At 63.9% G+C, this 24,452-nt stretch carries 25 protein-coding genes; 13 read left to right on the forward strand and 12 right to left on the reverse strand.

The genetic code is table 11. The features are described from left to right. Positions 1–375: 375 nt before the first annotated feature. Positions 376–1,578 carry a glycosyltransferase gene (locus AWB77_RS13865; RefSeq protein ID WP_061135006.1) on the forward strand — a complete coding sequence of 401 codons (1,203 nt, stop codon included), beginning with the start codon at positions 376–378 and terminating at the stop codon, positions 1,576–1,578. A 12-nt stretch (positions 1,579–1,590) separates the two neighbouring features. Here AWB77_RS13865 and AWB77_RS13870 read toward each other — a convergent pair whose 3' ends face one another. From AWB77_RS13870 to hpnA, 3 genes are all read right to left on the reverse strand, one after another. Then, complete coding sequence (locus AWB77_RS13870; RefSeq protein ID WP_061135142.1) at positions 1,591–2,103, reverse strand: hypothetical protein; 513 nt, start codon at positions 2,101–2,103, stop codon at positions 1,591–1,593. A 200-nt stretch (positions 2,104–2,303) separates the two neighbouring features. Continuing rightward, complete coding sequence (locus AWB77_RS13875) at positions 2,304–4,550, reverse strand: NADP-dependent isocitrate dehydrogenase (protein WP_061135143.1); 2,247 nt, start codon at positions 4,548–4,550, stop codon at positions 2,304–2,306. Between the two features lie 243 nt (positions 4,551–4,793). Further along, positions 4,794–5,804, reverse strand: coding sequence for a hopanoid-associated sugar epimerase (gene hpnA, locus AWB77_RS13880; RefSeq protein ID WP_061135007.1), 1,011 nt, complete (start codon positions 5,802–5,804; stop codon positions 4,794–4,796). Between the two features lie 160 nt (positions 5,805–5,964). Here hpnA and AWB77_RS13885 point away from each other — a divergent pair, with 160 nt between their 5' ends. From AWB77_RS13885 to AWB77_RS13905, 5 genes are read left to right on the forward strand one after another with little or no spacing between them, the layout of a single operon-like run. Further along, positions 5,965–9,108, forward strand: a complete 3,144-nt coding sequence (locus AWB77_RS13885) for a response regulator (RefSeq protein WP_061135008.1) — start codon at positions 5,965–5,967, stop codon at positions 9,106–9,108. Further along, positions 9,105–9,950, forward strand: coding sequence for a CheR family methyltransferase (locus tag AWB77_RS13890; protein WP_061135144.1), 846 nt, complete (start codon positions 9,105–9,107; stop codon positions 9,948–9,950). The genes AWB77_RS13885 and AWB77_RS13890 overlap by 4 nt, the downstream gene beginning before the upstream one ends. A gap of 2 nt (positions 9,951–9,952) precedes the next feature. After that, positions 9,953–10,549 carry a chemotaxis protein CheB gene (locus AWB77_RS13895; RefSeq protein WP_061135009.1) on the forward strand — a complete coding sequence of 199 codons (597 nt, stop codon included), beginning with the start codon at positions 9,953–9,955 and terminating at the stop codon, positions 10,547–10,549. Positions 10,550–10,571: 22 nt separating this feature from the next. Next, positions 10,572–11,711 carry a hybrid sensor histidine kinase/response regulator gene (locus tag AWB77_RS13900; RefSeq protein WP_061135010.1) on the forward strand — a complete coding sequence of 380 codons (1,140 nt, stop codon included), beginning with the start codon at positions 10,572–10,574 and terminating at the stop codon, positions 11,709–11,711. A 49-nt stretch (positions 11,712–11,760) separates the two neighbouring features. Then, positions 11,761–12,057, forward strand: a complete 297-nt coding sequence (locus AWB77_RS13905) for an acylphosphatase (RefSeq protein ID WP_061135011.1) — start codon at positions 11,761–11,763, stop codon at positions 12,055–12,057. Here AWB77_RS13905 and egtD read toward each other — a convergent pair. After that, positions 12,054–13,022, reverse strand: a complete 969-nt coding sequence (gene egtD / locus AWB77_RS13910) for an L-histidine N(alpha)-methyltransferase (RefSeq protein ID WP_061135012.1) — start codon at positions 13,020–13,022, stop codon at positions 12,054–12,056. The genes AWB77_RS13905 and egtD overlap by 4 nt on opposite strands. A gap of 375 nt (positions 13,023–13,397) precedes the next feature. Between egtD and rarD the strand changes: the two genes are divergently transcribed. After that, positions 13,398–14,372, forward strand: coding sequence for an EamA family transporter RarD (rarD, locus tag AWB77_RS13915; RefSeq protein WP_061135013.1), 975 nt, complete (start codon positions 13,398–13,400; stop codon positions 14,370–14,372). Here rarD and AWB77_RS13920 read toward each other — a convergent pair whose 3' ends face one another. Further along, positions 14,373–14,876 carry an Mpo1 family 2-hydroxy fatty acid dioxygenase gene (locus tag AWB77_RS13920; protein ID WP_061135014.1) on the reverse strand — a complete coding sequence of 168 codons (504 nt, stop codon included), beginning with the start codon at positions 14,874–14,876 and terminating at the stop codon, positions 14,373–14,375. Between the two features lie 204 nt (positions 14,877–15,080). Beyond that, on the reverse strand, positions 15,081–15,554 hold the full coding sequence (locus AWB77_RS13925) for a hypothetical protein (protein WP_061135015.1): 474 nt from the start codon (positions 15,552–15,554) through the stop codon (positions 15,081–15,083). Between AWB77_RS13925 and AWB77_RS35785 the strand changes: the two genes are divergently transcribed. The 3 genes from AWB77_RS35785 (at position 15,553) to AWB77_RS13935 (ending at position 16,760) form a co-directional block, all read left to right on the forward strand. Continuing rightward, positions 15,553–15,852 carry a hypothetical protein gene (locus AWB77_RS35785; RefSeq protein WP_157694809.1) on the forward strand — a complete coding sequence of 100 codons (300 nt, stop codon included), beginning with the start codon at positions 15,553–15,555 and terminating at the stop codon, positions 15,850–15,852. The two genes, AWB77_RS13925 and AWB77_RS35785, sit on opposite strands and share 2 nt — an antisense overlap. Before the next feature lie 90 nt (positions 15,853–15,942). Further along, positions 15,943–16,254 carry a hypothetical protein gene (locus tag AWB77_RS13930; RefSeq protein ID WP_061135016.1) on the forward strand — a complete coding sequence of 104 codons (312 nt, stop codon included), beginning with the start codon at positions 15,943–15,945 and terminating at the stop codon, positions 16,252–16,254. Positions 16,255–16,352: 98 nt separating this feature from the next. Further along, positions 16,353–16,760: a hypothetical protein gene (locus tag AWB77_RS13935; protein WP_061135017.1), complete on the forward strand. Its 408-nt coding sequence runs from the start codon at positions 16,353–16,355 to the stop codon at positions 16,758–16,760. A gap of 141 nt (positions 16,761–16,901) precedes the next feature. Here AWB77_RS13935 and AWB77_RS13940 read toward each other — a convergent pair whose 3' ends face one another. From AWB77_RS13940 to AWB77_RS13950, 3 genes are all read right to left on the reverse strand, one after another. Next, positions 16,902–17,477, reverse strand: a complete 576-nt coding sequence (locus AWB77_RS13940) for a lytic transglycosylase domain-containing protein (protein WP_061135018.1) — start codon at positions 17,475–17,477, stop codon at positions 16,902–16,904. A 117-nt stretch (positions 17,478–17,594) separates the two neighbouring features. Then, the gene (locus tag AWB77_RS13945; protein ID WP_061135019.1) at positions 17,595–19,004 is read right to left on the reverse strand and encodes an MFS transporter; all 1,410 of its coding nucleotides are present in this window, start codon (positions 19,002–19,004) and stop codon (positions 17,595–17,597) included. Between the two features lie 108 nt (positions 19,005–19,112). Further along, positions 19,113–19,661, reverse strand: a complete 549-nt coding sequence (locus tag AWB77_RS13950) for a phosphonate degradation HD-domain oxygenase (protein WP_061135020.1) — start codon at positions 19,659–19,661, stop codon at positions 19,113–19,115. A gap of 87 nt (positions 19,662–19,748) precedes the next feature. Between AWB77_RS13950 and AWB77_RS13955 the strand changes: the two genes are divergently transcribed. Together AWB77_RS13955 and AWB77_RS13960 are read left to right on the forward strand one after the other, a co-directional pair. Then, positions 19,749–20,069, forward strand: a complete 321-nt coding sequence (locus AWB77_RS13955) for a hypothetical protein (RefSeq protein WP_061135021.1) — start codon at positions 19,749–19,751, stop codon at positions 20,067–20,069. Between the two features lie 87 nt (positions 20,070–20,156). Further along, positions 20,157–20,711 (forward strand): J domain-containing protein, encoded by a 555-nt coding sequence (locus tag AWB77_RS13960; RefSeq protein WP_061135022.1) that lies wholly within the window; start codon positions 20,157–20,159, stop codon positions 20,709–20,711. Positions 20,712–20,730: 19 nt separating this feature from the next. On the opposite strand, the gene AWB77_RS13965 is transcribed toward AWB77_RS13960, so the two are convergent. From AWB77_RS13965 to AWB77_RS13975, 3 genes are all read right to left on the reverse strand, one after another. Beyond that, complete coding sequence (locus AWB77_RS13965) at positions 20,731–20,979, reverse strand: hypothetical protein (RefSeq protein ID WP_061135023.1); 249 nt, start codon at positions 20,977–20,979, stop codon at positions 20,731–20,733. 309 nt (positions 20,980–21,288) lie between these two features. After that, positions 21,289–21,660: a VOC family protein gene (locus AWB77_RS13970; protein WP_244158544.1), complete on the reverse strand. Its 372-nt coding sequence runs from the start codon at positions 21,658–21,660 to the stop codon at positions 21,289–21,291. An 11-nt stretch (positions 21,661–21,671) separates the two neighbouring features. Next, positions 21,672–21,995: a hypothetical protein gene (locus AWB77_RS13975; protein ID WP_061135025.1), complete on the reverse strand. Its 324-nt coding sequence runs from the start codon at positions 21,993–21,995 to the stop codon at positions 21,672–21,674. A gap of 240 nt (positions 21,996–22,235) precedes the next feature. On the opposite strand from AWB77_RS13975, the gene AWB77_RS13980 reads away from it, so the two are divergent. Beyond that, entirely contained in the window at positions 22,236–24,431 is a 2,196-nt protein-coding gene (locus AWB77_RS13980) for a SulP family inorganic anion transporter (RefSeq protein ID WP_096031130.1), read from the forward strand. Positions 24,432–24,452: the final 21 nt, after the last annotated feature.

A 24,452-nucleotide genomic window follows, 5' to 3' on the forward strand; every position in this document is an offset into this window, starting at 1 on the left:
GGGTTAGCCGGCGCGATGCTCGCGCTTTCCGGTGAAGCGGCCTCGTGACGCCTCGGACAACGTCTGTGAGTGCCGGGAAAGCAGACCGGAAAAAAAGACTGGTGAGTACCGGTTCGCGCGCCGAAGTTGACCGCGTATTCTAACGCGTTCCCTTTTTGGGTGCTCGATGCCCGCGTGACTCCGCGGCGCGGCGCGATCGCGCAAATACGGCGATTTTGAGAACCCAGTAAACTGTCGGACGCTTCGGACCGCGTGTCGGCGAGACCCGGCGCCCGCGCGCTTGGGCGAAGGGCCTTCCCGCCGGTCTCCCGCGCCGTTCCCCTGTGTGTTTTTCGCGCAACGCCGCGTCGCCGTTTTCGACCTCATCGTCTACCCATGCTATTGATCGCCTGGCTGTCTCTTCTGATCTGGATCGTCTTGCTGTTCGCGCGCGGCGGCTTCTGGCGCGCGCAGCCCGCCGCGCCACTCTCGGGCGCCACGATCCACGCCGTCGGGAACGCGGAGATCGCGCGGCGCGGCGCCTGGCCCGCGCTCGTGGCGGTCGTGCCCGCGCGCAACGAGGCCGATGTCATCGGTCGCGCGGTCGGCTCGCTGCTCCGGCAGGACTATGCGGGCGCGTTCCACGTCGTCGTCGTCGACGATCACAGCACCGACGGCACCGCCCGCGTCGCGCTCGCCGCCGCCCGCGATCTGGGGCTGGAAGACCGCCTGACCGTGCTGACCGCGCAGCCGTTGCCGCCGGGCTGGTCCGGCAAAGTATGGGCGCAGTCGCAAGGGATCGCCGCCATCGACAAGCTCGGCCTGCCCGCCGAATTCCTGTTGCTGACCGACGCCGACATCCACCATCCGGCCGATGCCGCGACGCAACTCGTCGCGCGCACGATCCTCGAAGATCGCGATCTGGTCTCGCTGATGGTCCGTCTGCGCTGCGATTCGTCGTGGGAAAAAGCGCTGATTCCCGCGTTCGTGTTCTTCTTCGCGAAGCTCTATCCGTTCGCGTGGGTCAACGACGTGAAGAAGCCGACCGCCGGCGCGGCGGGCGGCTGCATGCTCGTGCGCCGGTCGGCGCTCGTCGCGGCGGGCGGGATCGAGTCGATCCGACAGGAACTCATCGACGATTGCAGTCTCGCGGCGCGCATCAAGCATCGGGATGGGCGCAACGATGCGCGTGCGATCCGCCTCGATCTCGCCGAACGCAGCGAATCGCTGCGTCCTTACGATAGCTGGCGCGAAATCTGGAACATGATCGCGCGCACGGCGTTCACGCAACTGCGCTACTCGCCGCTGCTGCTCGCCGGCACGTTGCTCGGCATGGCGGTGATCTATCTCGCGCCGCCCGTGCTCGCGCTGGCATACGGCGCGCGCGCGTGGCCCGCGTGCGCGGCGTGGGCGCTCATGTGCATCGCCTATGGTCCGATGCTGCGTTACTACCGTCGATCGCTTTTGTGGGCGCCGCTGCTGCCGCTCGTCGCGTTGTTTTACGTGAGCGCGACGCTCGGTTCGGCCGTGCGCTACTGGCGCGGCAAGGGCGGGCAATGGAAGGCGCGCGTGCAGGCGCCGACTCAGGAAGGCTCGTAAGCGCGCTCGCGCTTACTTCTTCGTCAACATGGCATACAGCTCGATGACCATGTTCGGCGAAAACGTGAACGGCACCCAGCCGTGCCCAGCGTGGCGCATGACGAGCAGGCGGTCGCCATTCGCGTATTTCTGCGTCGCCATGATGGGGTTCTTGGTGGAGGCGAACTGCCATCCCGGTGCGATGCCCGCCGGCTGATCCGCCGACATCGACGCGCGCACGTTCGACAATTGCTCGATCAGTTCGGATACGCCTTCCGGGCTCAGCTTCACGCTCTTGCCCGCGATAGTCATCTCGATCGCGTCGCGCTCTGGCCGTGACACGACGAGGCGCGGCGGTTCGTTCAGGTCGGGCGGTTCGACGGGCGCGGCGGAATCGCCGGCATGCGGCGTGCCGCCCAAAGCGGGCGGTTCGTCCGGCGAGGCGGCTTCGACGGGTCCGGCGGATGAGCGGGCAGATGCGGCGGCGGTCTGAAGGAGCGTGTCGAGGCTCGACTCCAGCGCGCCGAGCTGGTCTTGTAGATTCATGCGAGTGTTCTTCGTGTCTGGCAAGCGGGCGGCGAGGCAACGATTTTACCCGCTCGGATTTTGGCGAGGTCGGCACAGGTTGTAACCAATTGCACCGAACCTGCGGATTTCACTGCGTTTTTTCTTCAGTCCAAAAACGAAACCGGCATCTCCGAAGAGATGCCGGTTCGACAGGGCGCGCATGACGCGCCCGGGCGGTCTTACTTCGCGCGAACCTGCTCGAGCGCCGCGTTGAGCGTCTTGCTCGGACGCATCACCGCTTCGAGCTTCTGCTCGTCCGGCTTGTAGTAGCCGCCGATATCCGCCGCATTGCCCTGCACGGCAGCGAGTTCGTCGACGATCTTCTGCTCGTTCTCGGCAAGCGTCTTCGCGAGCGGTGCGAACTGCTCGGCGAGCGCGCGGTCTTCCGACTGCGACGCGAGTTCCTGTGCCCAGTACATCGCGAGATAGAACTGGCTGCCGCGATTGTCGAGCTGACCGGTCTTCGGCGACGGGCTCTTGTTGTTGTCGAGCAGCTCGCCGGTGGCCGAATCGAGCGCCTTCGCGACGAGCTTCGCGCGCGCGTTGCCGTTCTTGATGCCGAGTTCTTCCAGCGACACCGCCAGCGCGAGGAATTCGCCGAGGGAATCCCAGCGCAGATGGTTTTCCTGCACGAGCTGCTGGACGTGCTTCGGCGCCGAGCCGCCCGCGCCGGTTTCGTACAGGCCGCCGCCCGCCATCAGCGGAACGATGGACAGCATCTTCGCGCTCGTGCCGAGTTCCATGATGGGGAACAGGTCGGTGAGGTAATCGCGCAGGATGTTGCCGGTAACCGAGATCGTGTCCATGCCGCGAATCACACGCTCGAGCGTGTAACGCATCGCGCGCACTTGCGACATGATCTGGATGTCGAGGCCGGTCGTGTCGTGATCCTTCAGGTACGTCTCGACCTTCTTGATGAGTTCGGCTTCGTGCGGACGATACGGGTCGAGCCAGAACACGGCCGGCGTGCCCGAGTTCTTCACGCGCGTGACGGCGAGCTTGACCCAGTCGCGGATCGGCGCGTCCTTCACGAGGCACATGCGCCAGATGTCGCCCTTCTCGACTTCCTGCGTCAGCCCTTCGATGACTTCGCCCGTCGCGTTATCGACGATGCGCGCCGTGCCGTCTTCCGCGATCTCGAAGGTCTTGTCGTGCGAGCCGTACTCTTCGGCCTTCTGCGCCATCAGGCCGACGTTCGGCACCGTGCCCATCGTCTTCGGGTCGAACGCGCCGTTGGTCTTGCAGAAATTGATGATTTCCTGATAGATGCGCGCGAACGTGCTTTCCGGGATCAGGCACTTCGTGTCCTGCGGACGGCCGTCGGCGCCCCACATCTTGCCGCCTGCGCGGATCATCGCGGGCATGGAAGCGTCGACGATCACGTCGTTCGGCGCGTGCAGGTTCGAGATGCCCTTGGCCGAATCGACCATCGCGAGCGCCGGGCGCTTTTCGTGGCACGCGTGCATGTCGCGGATGACTTCGTCGCGCTGCGATTCCGGCAGCGTCTCGATCTTCGTGTAGAGATCGACGAGGCCGTTGTTCACGTTGATGCCGAGTTCTTCGAAAAGCTTCGCGTGCTTGGCGAACGCGTCTTTATAGAACACCTTGACGGCGTGGCCGAACACGATCGGGTGCGAGACCTTCATCATGGTCGCCTTGACGTGCAGCGACAGCATGACGCCCGTATCGAACGCGTCCTGCATCTGGTCTTCGTAGAACTCGACGAGCGCCTTCTTGCTCATGAACATGCTGTCGACGATCTCGCCGTCCTGCAGCTTGACCTTCGGCTTCAGCACGATGGTTTCGCCGCGCTTCGTCACGAGTTCCATGCGGACTTCGCGCGCGCGGTCGTTCGTGATGGACTTTTCGCCGTGATAGAAGTCGCCGTGCTTCATGTGCGCGACGTGCGTGCGCGAGGCCATGCTCCACTCGCCCATGCTGTGCGGATGCTTCTTCGCGTAGTTCTTGACGGCGAGCGGCGCGCGGCGGTCCGAGTTGCCTTCGCGCAGCACCGGATTCACCGCCGAGCCGAGGCACTTGCCGTAGCGCGCGCGGATGGCCTTCTCTTCGTCGTTCTTCGGCTCTTCGGGATAGTCGGGCAGCTTGTAGCCCTTGCTTTGCAGTTCCTTGATCGCGCTCGTCAACTGATGCAGCGACGCGCTGATGTTCGGCAGCTTGATGATGTTGGTGTCGGGGTCCTGCGTCAGTTCGCCGAGTTTCGCGAGATTGTCGGGAACCTTCTGTTCGTCGGTCAGGAATTCGGGGAATTCGCCGAGAATGCGGGCCGCGACGGAGATGTCGCTCGTCTCGACGTTGACGCCCGCCGGCGCGGTGAATGTACGGATGATCGGCAGAAAGGCGCTGGTCGCGAGCAGCGGAGCTTCGTCGGTCAGGGTGTAGATGATGGTGGGTTGCTGATTACTCATCGCTTGTCTCGACATCCGAAAACAGGTTGGAAAAAACCGCCGGCCTCGTCACCCGTCCGGCAACAAACCGCTATTCTGCCTGATTTTGCGAGGGGCGCGTGTGAATTTCGGCTCATGAATCCGGTCAAAAAGCTCGTTTTTATTGATATATCAAGCACTTAACATTTTTCGACTCTTATACAAGAGTTGATGTTTTCGGCCGCGTCGCGGCGGCCGGCACGTTTCACGAAATGATTTCGCGCTTCATCCACCGAGATACCCATTCGCGCGAAACCAGTCGAGCGCGTCCCGCAGACCCTCCCGATACGGCCGCGCCGCGTACCCCAATTCACGCTCGGCCTTCGCCGACGTGAAGTACATCTTGTTCTTCGACATCCGCAGCGCGTCGACGGTTACGAACGGCTCTTTCCCGCTCACCTTCGCGAACAGCTCCGCGCCGACCGCGAGCGGATAGAGCGGCCCGCGCGGCAGCTTGATGGTCGGCGGCTTGCGCCCGACGAATCCGGCGATGTCCGCGAGCATCTGCTGCAAAGGCAGATTCTCGCCGCCCAGGATATAGCGCTCGCCGATCTTCCCGCGCTCCAGCGCGAGAAAGTGCCCGTTCGCGACATCGTCGACGTGTACGAGATTGAGGCCCGTATCGACGAATGCGGGAATCTTGCCCGTCGCCGCTTCGACGATGATGCGCCCGGTCGGCGTCGGGCGCACGTCGCGCGGTCCGATCGGCGTCGACGGATTCACGATCACCGCGGGCAACGCGTTCTGCGCGACCATCCGCTCGACCGCGCGCTCCGCGAGCACCTTACTGCGCTTGTACGCGCCGATCGTGCTTTGCGCATCCGACGGCTTCGTCTCGTCGACGATCGCGCCCGAACTCGTCACCTTGAGCGTCGCGACGCTGCTCGTATAGACGATGCGCTCGACGCCTTCGGCCAGCGCCGCGCGCATCGTCGCTTCGGTGCCCTGGAGATTCGCGCGCTCGATCTCGCCCGGATCGGGCGCCCAGATGCGGTAATCGGCGGCGACGTGGAACAGGAAGCGCACGCCCTTGAGCGCGGCGCGCATCGACGCTTCGTCGCGCATGTCGCCGACGACGATCTCCGCGTTCAGCGATTCGACGTTCTTGCGCGGGCTCGTCTTGCGCACGAGCACCCGCACGTCGAAACCGCGCTCGATGGCGAGCCGCGCGACCGCGGACCCGACGAACCCCGAGGCGCCCGTGACGAGCACGCGAGAGCCGGAAAAATCAGTCATTCTTACCTCGTTGGAAATACTGCCGCGACGCGCTTAGTAACGATTGCCGCGTCAAGAAACAGCCGCTGAAGCCGATGTGACAAGGGCTCGCGGCTCATGCTATGGTCCTCGCCTGCCGCTGCCGCGAGGCCGCGCAAAACATGAACACAACCGGTGAACGATGCCCCAGGACACTCGAAACGCAGGCGCCTTTATTTATCTCGCCATCGCGATCACGCTTGCCGTCGTGTTCAGCATCGACGTGCTCACGCCGATGCGAATCGCGATCTGGGTCTTCTACGTGCTGCCCGTCGTGCTCTGCGTCTGGGTCGATCGTCCCGCCGTGCCGATCGTCACCGCGGTCGCATCGGCGGCGCTGATGATCGCAGGCTACGTATTCGCCGCCGCCGATCCGAACGTGAGCCGCGACGTGCTGCAGATCAACCGCGCGATGGGCATCGTCGTGCTGCTCGTGCTCGCGGCGGTGGCGCATCTGTATATCAAATCGCGGCTTGCCGTACAACGCACGACCTGGCTGCAGCAGGGCATCGTACAGCTTGGGCTGAAGCTGCGCGGCGAGCAGTCTCCCGCTTCGATCGGCGTGAGCATCCTTCGTTCGATCATTCCGTACGTCAATGCGAAAGTCGGCGTGGTCTATGCGCTCGACGGCGATGCGCTCGTGCGCGTCGCGGCGTGGGCGCTGCCTGACGACGGCAGCGCGCCGGCGCGGATTGCGCGTGGCGAAGGGCTCGTCGGGCAGGCGGTCGAGGAAGCGCGCGTGCTCGAACTGCGCGACGCCGCGTCGCACTATCTGAAGGCGGGTTCGGCGCTCGGCTCGGCGGCGGCCTCGCGCGTCGTCATCGCGCCGCTTTTCGCCGATGGGGAAGTCGCTGGCGCGATCGAACTTGGTTTCGTCGGCGCCGAAGGCCGCTTCGACGATGCCCGCGCGCTGCTCGAAATGGCGTCGGAAGCGATCGGCATGGCGATGCGCTCGTCGCGTTATCGCGCGCGCCTCGTCGAACTGCTCGAAGAGACGCAGCGCCAGAGCGAGGAATTGCAGGTGCAGCAGGAAGAACTGCGCGTGTCGAACGAGGAACTCGAAGAACGCGGCCGCGCGCTTCAGGATTCGCAGGCGCGCCTCGAACAGCAGCAGGCCGAGCTCGAACAGACCAACGTGCAGCTCGAAGAGCACACACAGCATCTGGAGCGGCAAAAGGCCGAGCTCATGCAGGCGCAGCAGGAACTGACCGCGAACGCGCTCGAAATGGAGCGCGCGAGCCAGTACAAGTCCGAGTTCCTCGCGAACATGTCGCACGAACTGCGCACGCCGCTCAACAGCTCGCTGATTCTCGCCAAGCTGCTGCAGGACAACAAGCAAGGCAATCTGAGCGACGAACAGGTGCGCTACGCCGCGACGATCCACTCGTCGAACAGCGATCTGCTTTCGCTCATCAACGACATTCTCGATTTGTCGAAGGTCGAGGCGGGGCAGATGGACGTGCAGTTCGCGCCCACTTCCGTCGACGCGTTGCTGGAAACGCTGCGGCAGTCGTTCGCGCCCGTCGCGGCGAACAAGGGCGTCGAATTCATCACCGCGCACGGCGAGAACGTGCCGCAGTATTTCGTCACCGACAGCCAGCGGCTTCTGCAAGTGCTGCGCAACCTGCTGTCGAACGCGTTCAAGTTCACCGAGCGCGGCAGCGTGACGGTCGCAGTCGAGCGCGCGGGCGACAACGCGCTGCGCTTCGACGTGCGCGACACGGGCATCGGCATCGCACGCGAAAAGCAGGACATGATTTTCCAGGCGTTCCAGCAAGCCGATGGCACCACGAGCCGCAAATATGGCGGCAGCGGTCTCGGACTGTCGATATCGCGCGAGTTCTCGCGGCTGCTCGGCGGGTCGGTGTCGGTGTCGAGCGAACTGGGGCAGGGCAGCGTGTTTTCGGTGACGCTGCCGATCGCAGCGCGCGAAGGCACCGTGACCGCGAAGCTCGACACCATCGGTCATATGCGCGAGCCGGAGCCGGTCGCGCCTGTTTCAACGCCCGCGCCTGTTTCGGCGCCCGCGCCGGCGCCAAAGATTCAGACGCCCGCCGCGATTCCCGAGCCGCTCGGCATCGCCGACGACCGCGCCAACCGCAAGCGCCCCGATCGCGCGATTCTCGTCATCGAGGACGATCAGCCGTTCGCGCACATCCTCTACGATCTCGCGCACGAACTCGACTTCGACTGCGTGCATGCGGCGACCGCGACGCAAGGCGTCGAACTGGCGCGCTCGCTGCAGCCGAACGGCATTCTGCTCGACATCGGCCTGCCGGACCAGTCGGGTCTCACCGTGCTCGAATGGCTCAAGCACGATCCGCTCACGCGCCACATTCCGATCCACATCGTCTCCGCCACCGATCACGCCGATGTCGCGCTGCATCTCGGCGCGATCGGCTATACGCTGAAACCGAGCGCGCGCGAGGAGCTCGCCCACGCGATCCGCAAGCTCGAAGCGCGCTCGGCGCAGGGCATGCGCCGCGTGCTCGTCGTCGAGGACGATCCGGCGTTGCGCCAAAGCATTCACGCACTGCTCGCGAGCGAGACGGTCGGCATCGTCGAGGCGGGAACGATCGCGCAGGCCATCGAGGAAATGCAGCGCGCGCCGTTCGATTGCGTCGTGATGGATCTGGCGCTGCCCGACGGCTCCGGCTACGACCTGCTCGAACGCGTGTCGACGGGGGGCGGGCACGCGTCGCCGCCCGTCATCGTCTATACCGGGCGATTGCTGTCGCAGGAAGAAGAGCAGCGTCTGCGCCGCTATTCGAAATCGATCATCATCAAGGGAGCGAAGTCGCCGGAGCGCCTGCTCGACGAAGTGACCCTGTTCCTGCATAGCGTCGAAAGCGCGCTGCCGCCCGAGCAGCAGCGCATGTTGCGCGCGGCGCGACAGCGCGACGACGTCTTCGAGGGCCGCACGATCCTGCTCGCGGAAGACGACGTGCGCAACATCTTCGCGCTGTCGCGCGTGATCGAGCCGCTCGGCGCGACGCTCGAAATCGCCCGCAACGGACGCGAGGCGCTCGAGGCGCTCGCGCGCCGCAGCGATATCGACCTCGTGCTGATGGACATCATGATGCCCGAGATGGACGGCTTGACCACGATGACCGAAATTCGCCGGCATCCGGAACACGCGCGGCTGCCGATCATCGCGCTGACCGCAAAGGCGATGCCGAGCGATCGCGAGAAATGTCTCGAGGCGGGTGCGGACGATTACATATCGAAACCCATCGACGTGGATAAGCTCGTTTCTTTGTGTCGGGTATGGTTGCGGCAGCGATGAACATGGCGAACGACGGCAGACACGACGAAGAAGCGACGTTCGACATCGAACTGAAGCTGATTCTGGAAGCGATCTACCTGCGCTATCAGCACGACTTCCGGCATTACTCCGTGAGTTCGCTGAGGCGGCGTCTCGCGCAGGCGGTGCACGATTTCGGCCTGCCAACGCTTTCGCATTTGCAGGAGCGCATCCTGCGCGACCCGGCGCTGTTCGCGCGGCTCTTTCAATACCTCACGGTGCAGGTGAGCGAGATGTTCCGCGATCCGCCGTATTTCCGCGCGATCCGCGAGCAGGTCGTGCCGATTCTGCAGACGTATCCGTCGATCAAGGTGTGGGTCGCGGGATGCAGCAGCGGCGAGGAACTGTGGTCGCTCGCGGTGTTGTTCGCCGAAGAAAAGATCGCGGAGCGCACCGTGTTCTACGCGACCGATATCAACGCCGAAGCGCTGCGCCAGGCCGAAAGCGGAATTTACCCGCTGGAGCGCATGGCGGGCTTCAGCCAGAACTATCTGGCGGCGGGCGGCAAGCGGTCGCTGTCGGACTACTATCATGCGGCGTATGGCGCGGCGAAATTCTCGCAGGCGCTCAAGTCGCGCGTGGTGTTCGCGGACCACAGTCTCGCCACCGATAGCGTGTTTCTCGAAGCGCATCTCGTGTCGTGCCGCAATGTGCTGATCTATTTCGATCGTGCGCTGCAGGATCGCGCGCTCGGGCTCTTCAGCGATTCGCTCGTGCGGCGCGGGTTTCTCGGTCTCGGCAGCAAGGAGAGCCTGCGCTTTTCCACCTACGCAGACCGTTTCGCGGACTTCAATCCGCGCGAGCGGCTTTATCAGAAGGTGTGACGATGTTCGACGCTCACCGCATCGGGGCAGTCGTGATCGGCGCATCGGCGGGCGGCGTCGAGGCGCTCAATCACCTGTTGCCGGTGCTGCCGCGAGCATTCGGCCTGCCGGTGCTCGTCGTCGTGCATGTGCGGCAAGGGCAGCCTAGCCTCTTGCCGGGCCTGTTCGCGTCGCGCTGCCAGCTCGCCATCGAAGAGCCGTTCGACAAGGACGTGATCGTGCCGGGCACCGTGTATTTCGCGCCGCCGGGCTATCACATGCTCGTCGAAGCAGAAGACGGCGCGGCGCCTTCGATCGCGCTGTCGGTCGATCCGCCCGTGCGCTTCTCGCGGCCCTCGGTCGACGTGCTGTTCGAATCGGCGGCGCATGCGTACGGCGAGCGGCTGCTCGGCATCGTGCTGTCGGGCGCGAACGACGACGGCGCCCGCGGTGCGCGCGCGATCCGCGACGCGGGCGGCGCGTGCTGGGCGCAAAACCCGGAGACGGCCTCGGCCCCGGCGATGCCGCTCGCGGCCATCGCGGCGGACGCCGTGCACGAAGTACTGACGCTGGACGAAATGGCGGTTCGCCTGTCGCAATGCACCGACCGCAAGCCATGAAAAGAAGGCAAGGAGTCACCAGATGACGCAACCCATCCACGTGCTGATCGTCGATGACATTCGCAACAACATCACCGCGCTCGAGGCATCGCTCGCGCGGCCGGACCTGTCGGTGCTGAAGGCCGAATCGGGGCCGGCCGCGCTCGAACTGCTGCTCAAGCACGACGTCGCGCTCGCGATTCTCGATGTCAACATGCCCGGCATGGACGGCTTCGAACTCGCGGAGCTGATGCGCGGCAGCCCGCGCACCGCGCATGTGCCGATCATCTTTCTGACGGCGACCGCGCAGGACGGGAGCCGCACGTTTCGCGGCTACGAAGCGGGCGCCGTGGATTTTCTCTACAAGCCGTTCGATTCGCGCATCCTCAATTCGAAGGTCGACGTTTTCATTCAAATGGAACGTCAGAAGCAGCAGCTCGCGACGCAACTCGCGACCGTGCAGCAGTTGCTCGACGCGAACGAAATGCTGATGGCCGTGCTCGGCCACGATCTGCGCACGCCCTTGAGCGCCGTGATCGCGTCGGCGGAATATCTCGCGCGCTTCGTGCAGGACGAGAACGTCGCGAACATCGGCACGCGCATCAAGTCGAGCGGGATGCGCATGGTGCGCATGGTCGATCAGTTGCTCAACCTCGCGCGTCTGCGCGGCGGGCGCGTAACGCTGCAGCCGCGCCCGGTGGAACTGATGACGCTCGCGAAGAATATTGTCGATGAATACGAGGCGCGCGTCGGCAAAGGGCGCATCTTCGTGCTGCGTCAGGGCGACACGGTCCTGCAAGGCGACGGCGATCTCCTTTCGCAGGTGTTCTCGAATCTCATTGGCAACGCGCTGCAACATGGACTCGAAGGATCGGCGATACAAGTGCGTCTCGACGGCAACGCGGAGCACGTGAGCATCACCGTGCAGAACGCGGGCGAGATTCCCGCCGACGTGCTGCCGACAATCTTCGCGCCGTATCGCTCGGGGCGGCGTCAGAACGAGTCCAGCGGCCTCGGGCTCGGCCTTTACATCACGCGCGAGATCGCGCAGATGCACGGCGGCGACGTCAAGGCGCGTTCGACCGCGGAAGCCGGCACCGTGTTCGAAGTGACGCTGCCGCGCGAGCCGCATCCGCGCTCGGGTGAGCGGGCCGACACGGCGCAGCCGTTTCGCCTGAGTTGACGCGCGTGTCTACAATGCGGGCTATGAACATCGGAAAGGAGAACGCGCGATGCCAGGCCCGGATCTGGATACGAGAATCGAAACCTACTACGTGCGGGTGCGCGGCGTCGTGCAGGGCGTCGGCTTCAGGCATCACACGGTGAGAAAGGCGCACGCGCTCGGCGTGCGCGGCTGGGTCGCCAATCTCGACGACGGCTCCGTCGAAGCGATCGTGCAGGGCGCGGCCAATCAGGTCGATCTGATGCTCGAATGGCTGCGACGCGGGCCGCCCCATGCCCGCGTCACCGACTTCCACAGCGAGGAGCGCTACGTCGAAAAACGGTACGAGCGCTTCGAGCAGCACTAACGCGCGACGAGCAGACTCTCCGCGAACTGCCATTCGTCGTCGAGCCACTGATGCGTGCATTCGAAGCCCGCATCGGCGGCGATGGGCGCGACTTCATCGGCTGCATATTTGTGGCTGCTTTCCGTCCAGATCGTCTCGCCTTCGCGGAAGTCCACGTGCAGGCCCGCGCCGCTCACGCGTACGGAAAGCGCACGCTTCGCACGCAAATGCATTTCGATGCTGCGCGCATCCGGATTGAAGCGCGCGACGTGCTCGAATGCATCGAGCGGAAAGTCGCCGCCCAGTTCGCGGTTGATGCGCGCAAGAATGTTCAGATTGAATGCGGCCGTGACGCCGACCGGATCGTCGTATGCCGCGATCAAAACCGGTAGCGGCTTGATGAGATCGGTGCCGAGCAGGAGGGCGTCGCCGGGTTGCAGCATGCCGCGAATCGAGCGCAGGAACTTCGTTGCGGCCAGGCGCGCGAAATTGCCGATGGTGCTGCCGAGAAAGAGCACGAGAAGCCGCTCCCCGTCCTTGCGCTTGGCGCTGACTTCAGAAAGCCCGGCGAGATAATCGCGCTCGTGCCCGACGATCGACACGCGTTCGATATCGCTCAGTTCGCGCCGGCACAACTGGAGCGCGGTGCGAGAAATTTCAATCGGATGGTAAGCGGTCGGCTGCTTTTTACACAACGCTTCCAGAATGCGGCGCGTCTTGCGGCCGCTGCCGCTGCCGAGTTCCGCGACCTGAATTTCGCCGGGCATTGCAGCGACGATATCCGTCGCGTGGTCCTTCAGCACGCGTTCTTCGGCGCGCGTCACGCCGTATTCCGGCAGCGCGGTGATGACTTCGAAGAGCGCGGAGCCGACTTCGTCATACAGATACATCGAGGGCAATTCTTTTTGCGGACGCTTGCTGAGTCCTTCGTAGACGGCCTCCGCGAAGGCGTTGGCGAAGCGGGGGGACAAGGCGGGTTGAGTCATGACGTCTCCATCGATGCGGCGTTTTCTTCGCGTGCCTTCTGCGAAACGAAGACACGGCGCGTGTTGCTGCGGATTCAATGACGTGGGCAGCGGATGACGGTGAAGAGTGCCGCCCGGACTTCGGGACCGGACCGGTTGCGAATGCCGGACCGACAAGAGTCGCCGATCATCGTGACCGGCAAAAGACAACCGCAAGTGACAGCGATCATGCGGCAGAGTTCATGCCGAAATGCGAAGCATGAGGAAGCAAAAAGCGGGCACGCGTGCGTGCTTTTTTGAAGCGTGTTCTTAAGAAGAAGCGCGCATGACGTTTAGAATGCGCAGTTCAAGTTTCATTCGGCTTGCATTCACCTTCGACGCGCAGCGTATTACTCGATGAACCAGCATGAACTCGCGCGCGGCATCGCGCTGTCCGTCGCGGCATCCACGCTTTTCGCGCTGATGTCGGGCTATACGAAATGGCTCGCGCCGCTCGACGGCCTCGACATCTTCGCGTGGCGTATCGTGTGGACCTTGCCGGGCGCGCTCGCGCTCGTCGTGGCGCGAAAGCGCTGGCCGCAATTATGCGCGCTCGTGGCGAGGCTCGCCAAGACGCCGCGATTGCTGCTGCTTTCGGCCATTGAAGCCGCATTGCTCGGCGTGCAGTTGTGGATCTTCCTTTGGGCGCCGTTGCACGGGCGCGCGCTCGAGGTATCGCTCGGCTATTTTCTTTTGCCGCTCGCGATGGTGCTGCTAGGGCGCTTCCACTACGGCGAGCGGCTCGACGGTTTCCAGTGGGCGGGCGTGGCGGCGGCGGCCATCGGCGTCGCGCATGAACTGATCGTCACGCACGCGTTCGCGTGGCCGACGCTCGTCGTGATGCTTGGCTATCCGCCGTACTTCATGTTGCGGCGCAGGCTCAATGCGGACCCGCTCGTGTCGTTCGCGGTGGAGATCATGCTGATGTCGCCCGTCGCCGTGGTCATGCTGTTCATGCGCGGCGCGGTCGCGGAGGTCGCGAGCCAGCCCCATCTGTGGCTGCTGCTTGCCGGACTCGGCGCGTTGAGCACGATCGCGCTCGCGTCGTATCTGCGCGCGAGCCGCCATTTGCCGCTCGCGCTCTTCGGCATTCTGGGTTACGTGGAGCCGGTGTTGCTCGTCGGCGTTGCGGTGCTGCTGCTCGGCGAGCCGTTTTCCACGCGACAACTCGGGACTTATGTGCCGATCTGGATCGCCGTCGCGCTGACGGGCGTGCATAGCGCGCGTCTCGTGATGCGCGAGCGCTCGCGCAAACAGACCATGCCGATGAGCGAGCACCACGCGAGCGCGGAGCACGAGACGGTCGCGGAGGAAATCGAGCGCGTGGATTGATCAGCGCGCGGAGCGACTTCGAATCGCATCGTGCAGATCGCGCATGAGACCGAGGCCGAACAGAAGCTCGACCAGAACGAAGAGTGGGCCGATCAGCAAGCCGACGATATCATCGACGAACGCGGGCTTGCGATGCTCATAGCGCACGTGCCCGACGAACTGGAATATCCAGCCGATCACGAACATGCCGATGCCGATGGCGAGCCACATCGATGTGCCGTGCGATGCGGCCCATTGCCCGAAGCCCGCGCTCGACGCGGACACGATTCCCATGCCGATGCCGAGCGGCACATCGAGCCACAGGTAATAGAGCGTCGCGAGCGCAAACAGCACCCATGCGGGCGTGAGCAGAAACGCGCCCGACAACACGGGCCACGCGGGCCGGCTCAACAGCGCGGCGGTCGCTAGCACGATCAGCGGAATGCCGACGAAGTGCGTGGCGACGTTACGCCTGTCGCGATGATATTCAGCATAGCGGGATAGCTGATCGGTGAGCGTTCGCATGATGCGCGTCTCCTTCGTATTCTCTTTTCAACGCATGATAAGCCGCGCGAGGAGATCGGCAGGTAGAGCTTTACCTTTAGACGAACTGCGAACATCGAATCCGAAGAAAAGAAAAAGGCGAGCCCGAAAGCTCGCCTGAATCGAAACGCACTGGTTTATTCGTTATGCAATGCCCAGTGCGCGATGCGAGGGCGCGGACCTCCCTTACTTCTTTGCCGCATCGACCTTCGCATCGGCGGCCGACTTGTTCGCGTCGTTTTGCGCTTCGACTTTTTCCTTGTCGGCCTTCGCTTGCGCCACGTTGGCATCCTTCGCTGCGTCCTGCTTTTTCTTGTCGGCCTTCGACTGTGCAGCGTGCTTTTTCTTGTTGGCTTTCGCCTGTGCCTTGGCGGCATCACCGCGGGCGTCGGAAGCTTGTTCCGGCGTGGTCGCCTGCGCTACCTTCGCGGCTTCCTTGTTGGCGTCGGCTTGCGCCGATGCCTTGTCCTCGTTCGCCGATGCCTGCGCCTTCGCGGCGTCGTGTTGCGCGTCGGCCTTCTTCTTGTTGGCGGTTGCCTGAGCTTCGGCTTTTTCGTTGTTTGCCTTCAGTTGCGCTTTGCCGGCGTCGGTTGCGGCGGTTTGCGCGAATGCAGTGGAGACGAGCATGACGGATGCGAGAGCAGCGACGATCTTCTTCATGGTTTGGAACTCCCTTGATCTTTTATTCGAGGACGCGTGGCGCGCAATGCGCCGCGCTGACGGTGAAAACGCCGCGTCGGCCGAAATCGTTGACGACGTTCTGGTGACAAACGGTAACCAGTGGCGAGCAAATGAAACGAGCACGGTAAAAGCGGCTGCTTCTTCTTTAGTCGACATCTTTACTTACCGGATAGATCGCGCGACTTGTTACGGGTGTAACGCCGCCCAGGGTAATTCGGCATCCGAACTGAAATTCCGGATCAGACGAGTTTTTGAACCGCCTATTTGTAATCGTTGAAATGCACGGTTACCAACTGGTGCAGTTATTTCTTCGCTGTCTGCTTAAGATGACTTCCATGAACCCGGCCGACGGGAAATGGAGAAACTTATGAAACGCGCAGCACTCGTCTTGTTGATGATCGGAAGTCTGACGGCAGCGGGTCAGGCATCGGCGCATGGATATGGCGGCGGTCATCGCGGTGGTGGCGGTGGAGGCGACGGCGGCGCGATCGTCGGTGCGTTGATCGGCGGCGCGGTGCTCGGCGCGCTGGTGACGTCGGTCGCCAATGCGCAGCCCGTCTATCAGCAACCTGCCTACGTTCAACCCGCTTATGCGCAGCCGGTCTATGCGCAGCCCGCGCAACCGCCTGGCTACTGTTACGACAACTATCGCAACGCCTACGTCCCGTGCGGCTACTGACTGGATGATGAAAGGCGCGGCACGTCCCTTGCGCTAAAGCGTTCACGGTTGTTGCATCCGATACGCGACGACCGGCACGCACACTTGGGAGACTTGCGATGAATGCGACTACGAAGAAGTTGGTGATCTCGGCGCTGGTGCTGGGCCTGTCTGGCGGCGTCTATGCGCAGGCGGGCGGCGGCGCGGGCGGCGGCGGTGCGGGCGGCGGCGCGGGTGGAGGCGCTGCTGCAGGCGGTTCGATGGGCGCGGGTGGCAACGGCTCCTCGGGCAGCGGATCGGCGGCGGGCGGCAAGGGCGGCGGCGTCGGCATGGGCGGCACCGGCATGGGCGGCTCGTCGGATGGATCGACTGGTACCGGGACTGGCGCCAAGAGCGGCATGGGCAACGGCGTGAATAACGGGATGGGCCAGGATCAGGGCACCGTGCAACGCAGCGCGCCGAACAACGGCAACATGAATTCGGGCGGTACGAAGTCGGACGGCAGCGGCTCGCAAAAGGCGTACTGATGCGAAGTCCGCGCGCGCGGGTGCGATCGCCGCGATGTCATCGGGACGTCAATGCGGCATCCGCCTGGCGGCGGCGCGGTATCGAATTGAAGAAGGAAGAACGAAGGAGTCGAAGCGCCATGACCGGCGCAAGACGGAAGTTTATCGACCGCTTGCCGACGCAGCTTCGACGGATGCCGCCGGTTCAAAGCTTTTTGCGCGCAAGCTGACCTTTTCGGCGTAGGCGCGCGAGCCGCCGTAGCTCTTCAGCGCGGCGTCGACGTCGCCCTGAGCGGATTTCACATAGCCGTGCAGAATGGCCGATCCCGTTTCGATATTGTCCTCGGGGTCCGTCAAATCCACGTTGCGCACGAGCTTCTTGTGCGCCGACGGCACCACTTGCATCAGCCCCGTCGCATTGTTGGGCCCGCGTGCCGTTTCCTTGAAGCGCGATTCGATCGAGATGATGGCGAGCAGCAGCGCCGGGGGAAGCGAATATTTCGATGCGGACGACATGACCGCCGACGCGATGGTCTGCGCCTTCTCGCGCGCCACGCCGAATTTGCGCGTGAGCATCTCCGAAATCTTGTGACTTGCCTGATCCGCCTTGGGGTCTTGCGCGCCGGCCGATTGCGCCAGCGCGTCGCTGGCGGCGAGCGGGTTTTCCTGAGCGTGCGCGACCGGCGCGGTGCTCAGCGAGAAGGCAAAGGCGGCAAAGATGACAAGGACACGGCGCATCGGATGGACAGATCAAAGCGGAGTCGCATTATAGCCTCATAAAAAAGCCTTGCGGATCATGTACTTGTCTTAAATATGATGTTTCGTCCCGGGAATCGGAATGAATTACGCGTCGACTTAGGTGCGTTCAACGCGCTTGGCGGCGGGCATCGAAATGCCTTCGCCGGCGTCCGCCGATAGACGCGTGAACATCGGCAGGGAAGCCAGAACGACGAGCGCGGTCACGATGAATCCACACGCCAGTTGCCAGCGCCCGGTGTGCGCGCTGCCCGAAACGAGCATCGTCGCCTGGATCGTGCCGGACGCGACGGTCACGCCGACCGCCTTCATCAACTGCTGCGCGGTGCCCTGAAATGAGGTTGCCGCGGCGAGGCGCGGCTTGGGTACGTCGGCGAAAGCGAGCGCGCCCATCGTCGCGAAACTGAGCGAGCGGCCGAGTCCGCCCAGCAATAAGAGCAGGAAGATCCCGGCGGCGGGCCAGGCTTGCGACATCGTCGAGCAGGCGAGCAGCACGGCCGCGAACACGACGCTGCCCGAGCACAACACCGTGCGGACCGAAAAATGCCGCAGCGCGAGCGACGTCATCGGGCGCATGCAGAACGAGCCGAGCGCGCTCGCGAACGTGACGAGACCGCTCGCCGTCGCGCTATAGCCGAAGCCCGTCTGCAGCGTCAGCGGTACGAGAAAGGGCAGCGCGCCTGCGCCGGCGCGAAACAGACTCCCCGCGACCGTCGCGGCGTGGAAGGTGGGAATCGACAGCAGCGAGAAGTCGATGGCCGGATTCGGCACGCGTCGGCAGTGCAGCACCGTCGCGCGAAAAAGCAGCAGTCCGGCGGCGACGCAAACCCACGGCGCGCCCGCCGGCAACACGCCGCGGCCCGCGCTTTCAATGCCGACCATGAAGAGCGTGAGCGATGCGCCCGACATCACCATGCCGCGCAGATCGGGCGGCGTGCGGTCCTCGGGCGGCGACGGCGGCAGCAGCTTCCACGTGAGCACCATCCCGGCGATGCCCACCGGCACGTTGACCCAGAAGATGCTCCGCCACGAGAGCGCGTCGGTGAGGAAACCGCCGAGCGGCGGGCCGAGCAGCGGGCCGACGAGCGCGGGCATGGTGAGCCACGTCGTCGCTTGGAGCAATTCTTCTCGCTTGACGCCGCGAAACAGGATCAGACGGCCGACGGGCACCATCATCGCGCCGCCGAGACCTTGCACGACGCGCGCGGCGAGCAATTGCGGCAGATTCATCGCGGCGGCGCACGCGATCGACGCGAGCGTGAAGGTTGCGATCGCCCACATGAACACGCGGCGCGCGCCGAAGCGGTCGGCGACCCAGCCGCTTGCCGGAATGAAGACGGTTAGCGCGACCAGATATGCAGTGATCGCGCTCGAGAGATGAACGGCGTCGACGTTGAGATCGCGGGCCATCGCCGGGATGGCGGTCGCGACGATCGTGCCGTCCATGTTCTGCATGAAAAGGGCCGAAGCGACGACGGCGGCGGTGATGCGAAAGTTGCCGCCCCTCAAGATGCCGCGCCCGCGTGCGCGCGAACGGCGCGATGAAAAGGGGATGAGTGCATGGCGCACAGTCTAGCGCGTTACGCGCACGGACGTTCTTCGACCAGCGCCGCCTGACTAAGCCAGCATCACGCTCCGCGCGATTCCCATGAAGTGCTCCAGCTCGGGCGTGACGCGCTGTGCGTCCTTCGCTTCATCGTCCCAGCGTCGCAACGCGATGGCATCGCGCGCGTAGGGCTTCGCGAGGAACGCCTGCGCGGTTTCATCGTCGAATATGCCGCCTTGCAATTGCAGACTGCGCACCGAATCCGCCGACAGCCGCGCGTGATACGACGCATCGATCGCGCACAGGCAGCGCTTCGCGTCGACATGCAGGCGAATCGGTTCGAGCACGGCATCGGAGAAAAGCGGACGCAGGAACGGCAGCGCGAAGTATTGATGCAAATCGTCGATGCCGCGTTTGCTCGGTGTCTCGCCCTGCAGGTTCAGCAAGTGCCCGAGATCGTGCAGCAAGGACGCGACGATCAGCTCGCGGCTCGCGCCCGACGCTTCGGCGAGCGTCGCGGTTTGCAATGCGTGCTGCAACTGGCTAACCGGTTCGCCGCTATAGGCGATCGAACCGTGTTTGTCGAAGAGATGCCGGATATCGTCGATTGAAAGCGCCATCGTAAGGAAAGGACAGAGCAGTTATGCTGAACGAGGGAAATTCGCGATTGTCGCAGCCGTTTGTGACGCGCAGTTGAATCCGACACTATGCCTTTCTATTTCAGCCGACGTCCCGAGTTCGCCGGTCTCGATCGCGCATCGCGGCGCGACGTGCGCCGCATGGCGTGGCATTTCGCGCAACGCCACTGGACGCTGCATGCGCCGGCGTTCGCGTGGATCGTCTTCGTGCTGCTGCACACGCGTTATGGCGTCGTGCCCGGGAGACGCGATTACGTGCTGCTGACGCTCGCGATCTTCATCGCGGGCGTGATCAATATCCGCGTTCACATCGGACGATATCTAAAGCCGGCGCGCGCCATCTTCGATACGCTCGGAAGCAAGGCCGCCCGCACGATCACGGGGCGTTGAGGTTCGTGTTGCAATGCCGCATCGCATGAAAAGACCCCGTTTTTAGCGTGTTACGATGCTTCGCGACCCGCACTCATTCAACGGACGATGGCAACGCTATACGAAACGCTAGGCGTCGACGAGCACGCCACCGAAGAAGACATCAAACGCGCGTATCGCAAGGCGGCGATGCGCTGCCACCCCGATCGCAATGTCGGCAATGAAGACGCCGCACGCGCAAAGTTTCTCGAGATCAAAGAGGCCTACGCCATTCTTTCCGATCGCGCGCAACGCGAGGTGTACGACCGCATCTATACCGAAGAGATGCGTCGCTGGGAAGAACGCGTGCGTCAGGAAGAAGCCGAACGCGAAGCGCTCTGTGCGCAACGTGTGTCGCTTGCCATGCGCTTCGCATCGCAAGGGCATAACCGCGATGTCGTCTTCGGCGTGCTGCTCGGCGCGCAATGCGACGAGCCTGCCGCGCGGCAGATCGCGGATAGCGCGATCGCGCTGCACGAGTCGCGTCAGGCGAGGGAAGAGAAAGAAGAGCGGGAGGAAGAGCGCGCGGTAAAGAAAGATGAAGAGAAGGACGCTGCTCCCGCCGATGCGTCAAACCCGTTCGGCACGATGTGGTTCCAGTTCCTCAACAACATGCGTTTTTAGAGCGTGATTGTGAAGCGCGTCATGCCGCGAGTCTTTCGCTGCGCATGTTGCTCTGTTTCGGCGCGGGCGGATAAACGCACCAGTGGCCGTCATCGTGACGGAAGAAGAACAGCGCTCGCGATACCGCACCGTGCAGCGCCTCGACGCAGACATAGCGCCGCCTGTCCGAACGCGTGCGGCTGAACTGCCTCACATGCACCGGCATGCTGCCCGGCGCCAGCCATTTTTCTACCTGATAACGAAGGGACTGCTCGTTCGCGCATTTCATCTCAGTCTCCAGCACGCGGCATTCATGATAGGGATAACGGCCGAACTCGCCGGTGTTTGAAGCCCTACCAGTAAAACCCCTGCCGCGACGCACCACGTTCTTGACAAAGCACTTGAACTCTACGCTTCAAATCCTGAGCCGTGCCCGTTTTTGCGAAATAGCAACAGCGCGCTTCTTTTCGCCTTCGCCGTTGAAGCCATCGTCGTGCAACGTGTTGCGAGGGTATGTGCGCGATCGTTCATATGAAATGTTCGACGCGTTCGTTACCCGTCACTTGAGATAAAGCGAACGCCATGCCCGACTCGAGCGTTACAGCGGACGCGCGAAGCTGAGTTCGTGACCGTCGGGATCGGTGAGATGGAAGTAGCGCTCGTTCCAGGGCGCATCGCGCGGTGCGAATTGCGGCTCGATGCCACGCGCCTGTGCTTGCCGATAGAACGCGTCCACATCGGACACATAGACGATGACGCGGCCCCAGAAATGAATCGGGGCATGCGTCTCGGTGGTGAGGTTGAGAAACGAACTGCCGAGCGCGAACGACGTGAAGGCTTCGCTCGCGCCGCCATGCACGATACGAAAGCCGAGCGCTTCATAGAAGCGCACCGCGCGCGGCATATCGCGCGTCGCCAGCGTGATCGCACTCAGGCTTTCGACGCGCGCGTCGCCGGATGATGGTTCCATGCGTTCGTTCGTCATCCCGGATGATGTTGATGCGATACGAGCGGCAACACGGAAAGATCGGGATGCGTGCCATCGACGATGCTCTTGCCGATATGCCGCGCATCGTCGACTGCATCTTGCGCGCTCTTGTACGCATCGTCGCCGTCGGCGTGAAAGTGCACCGCTTCGCCCGGCACGTCGGCATTCGCGCCCGGCCTGCACACATGTCCGATATACACGTAACGCGTGATCGCACTCGGCGGCGCGTGCTCGGGCGTCGGCTTTTGCAGCGGCTGCACGTGAATTTCAAAACCTTCGTATTCGAAGACGTGCCATTGAGCGGGATCGTCGGGCATGATCGCCTCCTTTGTAGTGTTCGCTCGCAAAACAACGTTACTCCTGTTGGCGCGGCGAATCCACCCAGCGCACTCACGTCAGAAGAAACGAGTGCAGGCTGCGGGAAATTGACAGCGTCTTCGCGCGCGGCGGATACTTTCCGGCGCACTTCGCGTTCGATCGCATACGTCTGCCCTTGTCCCGATACGGGAGGCGCCGTGAAGCCAGCCACGACACATCGCACGGTTCTCGCGCGCGCCATGCCGCGCGCGGCCGCGCTCGTCGGCGACATCACGGCGGGCACCGTGTCCACGTTGATGATGCTGTGCTACGCAATGAGTCTCGGCACGCTCATCTTCAGCGCCGACCTCGCGCGCTATGCCGAGCTCGGCGTGCCGACCGCCCTCGTGAGCTGCATCGTCACGGCGTTCGTCATCGCGGTGACGAGCTCGATGCGCATGAACATCGGCGGGCCGGACAGCAACGCGACGGCGTTTCTCGTCGGTGTCGCGGCGGGCGTCGCGAGCAGCGTGCGCGCGAACGGCGGCACGCCCACGGTGATCCTGTTGACGGTGCTCGTCGCCATCGCGTTGTGCTCGCTCGTGACAGGCCTCATTCTTTTCGCGATTGGTTCATCCAAGCGCAGCCGCAGCTTGCAGTTTCTTCCGTATCCGGTGATGGGCGGCTTTCTCGCGGGCACCGGCTATCTGCTGATCGCGGGCGCGTTTCGCGTGCTGACGGGTGTCGCGCCCGACTGGCACACGCTGCCGAAGCTCGCGCAACTGCACTGGCTCGCGTGGACGCCGGCGCTCTTCGTCAGCGCGCTCGCGACGATTCTCGCGCGCACCTGGCGTCACGCTGCCGCATTGCCGATCACGCTCGCCATCGGCATTGCGCTCTTCTATGCGCTGCTGCGCATCGCCGGCATCTCGCCCGACGATGCGCGCGACATGGGCCTCCTGCTTCAGCATGTGCCGACGCATGCGCTGCATATTCCGGAGCTGCATCTGCCATCGTCGCTCGCACGCGGCGAGATCGACTGGCACGCGATCGTCGCGCATCTGCCCGAGACGCTCATCGTCACGTCGGTGTCGGCGATCACGATCATCATGAATTCGACCGCGATGGGCGCGGCGACCGGGCAGGACATCGACCTCAATCGCGAGATGCGCGCGGCCGGCCTCGCGAACATCGCGAGCGGCCTTTTCGGCGGCATGGTCGGCTATCAGTCGTACAACCGCTCGATGCTCAACGCGCGCGCCGGCGCGACGAGCCGCGCGGCAGGTGTATTCGCCGCGCTCGCGTGTCTCTTTCTGCTGATCGCATCGCCCGATCTCGTCTCGCTCTTTCCGGTGCCCGTGCTCGTCGGCATGCAGATCTACATGGGCTTGCGTCTGATGGTGGACTGGCTCGTCGGCGCATATCGCAAGCTCACGTGGCATGAATATCTGCTCGTGCCGCTCATCCTCGCAGTGATCGCGTTCTATGGCGTGATCGCGGGCGTCGTCGCGGGCGTGGTCGCGGCGTGCGTCACGTTCGCGCTGCTTTATGGCCGCGCGGGCTGCGTGCGCATGGAGTTCGATGGCCGCACGCGCACGTCGAATGTCGAGCGCAGCATCGAGGAAACGCGTTTGCTGATCGAGCGTGGCGATCAGATTTGCGGCGTGTGCCTGCAAGGATTTCTCTTCTTCGGATCGGCGAATTCGATGCTGCAGCGTATCCGCGAGCGCATCCGCTCGCACGGACCGCGTCCGGTGCGTTACGTCGTGCTCGATTTCGCATGGACCAACGGCATGGACGCGTCCGTGTCGCTCGCATTCGTGAAGCTGCGTCAGGCGTGCGCGGCGATCGGCGCCGATCTCGTGCTGACCGCATTGCCGCGCAACTCGCGCGTGCTGCTCGGGCGAACCGGCGCGCTCGCACTCGGCATCCACGAATTCGATACGCTCGACGCGGGCCTCGAATGGATCGAAGCGCAGCAGCTTGCGACGTCGACGGTCGCGCTCGAACCGCGCGTCGCGGGCGGCGACTTTCGTGCGATGTTCGCGCCGCATTTTTCGGCGCACGCGCTGCGCGGACTGGCCGACTTTCTCGATGTATGCGAAGTGGGCGCGGGCGAGGCGCTCTTTCGCCGCGGCGACGCGGGCGATGCGCTTTACATCGTCGAAGAAGGGCGCGTGACGGTGTCGCTGCCGCTCGCCGATGGCCGCTCGGTGCGGCTGCGTTCGTTCGGACCAGGGACGGTCATCGGCGAGATGGCCGTGTACACGCACGCGCCGCGCAGCGCCGATGTCGTCGCAGACGAGCCCGCGCGCCTGCGCCGTCTCACGCTCGCCGGTCTGCGCAAGCTGGAACTCGACGATCCGTTGACCGCGCAGGAATGGCATCGCTTCGTCGTGAAGATGATGGCCTCGCGGCTCGCGCTCGCCGATGAAGCCTTGCGCGCGGCATCGTGACAACAGGCACGCGATAGGCAC

Origin of the sequence: Caballeronia fortuita, from assembly GCF_001544835.2 — a bacterium.
Classification (GTDB): Bacteria; Pseudomonadota; Gammaproteobacteria; order Burkholderiales; family Burkholderiaceae; genus Caballeronia; species Caballeronia fortuita.

Excerpts from the sequence above, each read along its gene's own strand:
- AWB77_RS13905 (WP_061135011.1), top strand. The coding sequence starts at position 11,761 with ATGCCAGGCCCGGATCTGGATACGAGAATCGAAACCTACTACGTGCGG.
- AWB77_RS13895 (WP_061135009.1), top strand. The coding sequence starts at position 9,953 with ATGTTCGACGCTCACCGCATCGGGGCAGTCGTGATCGGCGCATCGGCG.
- AWB77_RS13950 (WP_061135020.1), bottom strand. The coding sequence starts at position 19,661 with ATGGCGCTTTCAATCGACGATATCCGGCATCTCTTCGACAAACACGGT.
- AWB77_RS13870 (WP_061135142.1), bottom strand. The coding sequence starts at position 2,103 with ATGAATCTACAAGACCAGCTCGGCGCGCTGGAGTCGAGCCTCGACACG.
- AWB77_RS13900 (WP_061135010.1), top strand. The coding sequence starts at position 10,572 with ATGACGCAACCCATCCACGTGCTGATCGTCGATGACATTCGCAACAAC.
- AWB77_RS13920 (WP_061135014.1), bottom strand. The coding sequence starts at position 14,876 with ATGCGAACGCTCACCGATCAGCTATCCCGCTATGCTGAATATCATCGC.
- AWB77_RS35785 (WP_157694809.1), top strand. The coding sequence starts at position 15,553 with ATGGTTTGGAACTCCCTTGATCTTTTATTCGAGGACGCGTGGCGCGCA.
- AWB77_RS13940 (WP_061135018.1), bottom strand. The coding sequence starts at position 17,477 with ATGCGCCGTGTCCTTGTCATCTTTGCCGCCTTTGCCTTCTCGCTGAGC.
- AWB77_RS13865 (WP_061135006.1), top strand. The coding sequence starts at position 376 with ATGCTATTGATCGCCTGGCTGTCTCTTCTGATCTGGATCGTCTTGCTG.
- hpnA (WP_061135007.1), bottom strand. The coding sequence starts at position 5,804 with ATGACTGATTTTTCCGGCTCTCGCGTGCTCGTCACGGGCGCCTCGGGG.
- rarD (WP_061135013.1), top strand. The coding sequence starts at position 13,398 with ATGAACCAGCATGAACTCGCGCGCGGCATCGCGCTGTCCGTCGCGGCA.
- AWB77_RS13970 (WP_244158544.1), bottom strand. The coding sequence starts at position 21,660 with ATGGAACCATCATCCGGCGACGCGCGCGTCGAAAGCCTGAGTGCGATC.
- AWB77_RS13930 (WP_061135016.1), top strand. The coding sequence starts at position 15,943 with ATGAAACGCGCAGCACTCGTCTTGTTGATGATCGGAAGTCTGACGGCA.
- AWB77_RS13890 (WP_061135144.1), top strand. The coding sequence starts at position 9,105 with ATGAACATGGCGAACGACGGCAGACACGACGAAGAAGCGACGTTCGAC.
- AWB77_RS13975 (WP_061135025.1), bottom strand. The coding sequence starts at position 21,995 with ATGCCCGACGATCCCGCTCAATGGCACGTCTTCGAATACGAAGGTTTT.
- AWB77_RS13875 (WP_061135143.1), bottom strand. The coding sequence starts at position 4,550 with ATGAGTAATCAGCAACCCACCATCATCTACACCCTGACCGACGAAGCT.
- AWB77_RS13935 (WP_061135017.1), top strand. The coding sequence starts at position 16,353 with ATGAATGCGACTACGAAGAAGTTGGTGATCTCGGCGCTGGTGCTGGGC.
- egtD (WP_061135012.1), bottom strand. The coding sequence starts at position 13,022 with ATGACTCAACCCGCCTTGTCCCCCCGCTTCGCCAACGCCTTCGCGGAG.
- AWB77_RS13960 (WP_061135022.1), top strand. The coding sequence starts at position 20,157 with ATGGCAACGCTATACGAAACGCTAGGCGTCGACGAGCACGCCACCGAA.
- AWB77_RS13925 (WP_061135015.1), bottom strand. The coding sequence starts at position 15,554 with ATGAAGAAGATCGTCGCTGCTCTCGCATCCGTCATGCTCGTCTCCACT.
- AWB77_RS13885 (WP_061135008.1), top strand. The coding sequence starts at position 5,965 with ATGCCCCAGGACACTCGAAACGCAGGCGCCTTTATTTATCTCGCCATC.
- AWB77_RS13965 (WP_061135023.1), bottom strand. The coding sequence starts at position 20,979 with ATGAAATGCGCGAACGAGCAGTCCCTTCGTTATCAGGTAGAAAAATGG.
- AWB77_RS13955 (WP_061135021.1), top strand. The coding sequence starts at position 19,749 with ATGCCTTTCTATTTCAGCCGACGTCCCGAGTTCGCCGGTCTCGATCGC.
- AWB77_RS13980 (WP_096031130.1), top strand. The coding sequence starts at position 22,236 with ATGCCGCGCGCGGCCGCGCTCGTCGGCGACATCACGGCGGGCACCGTG.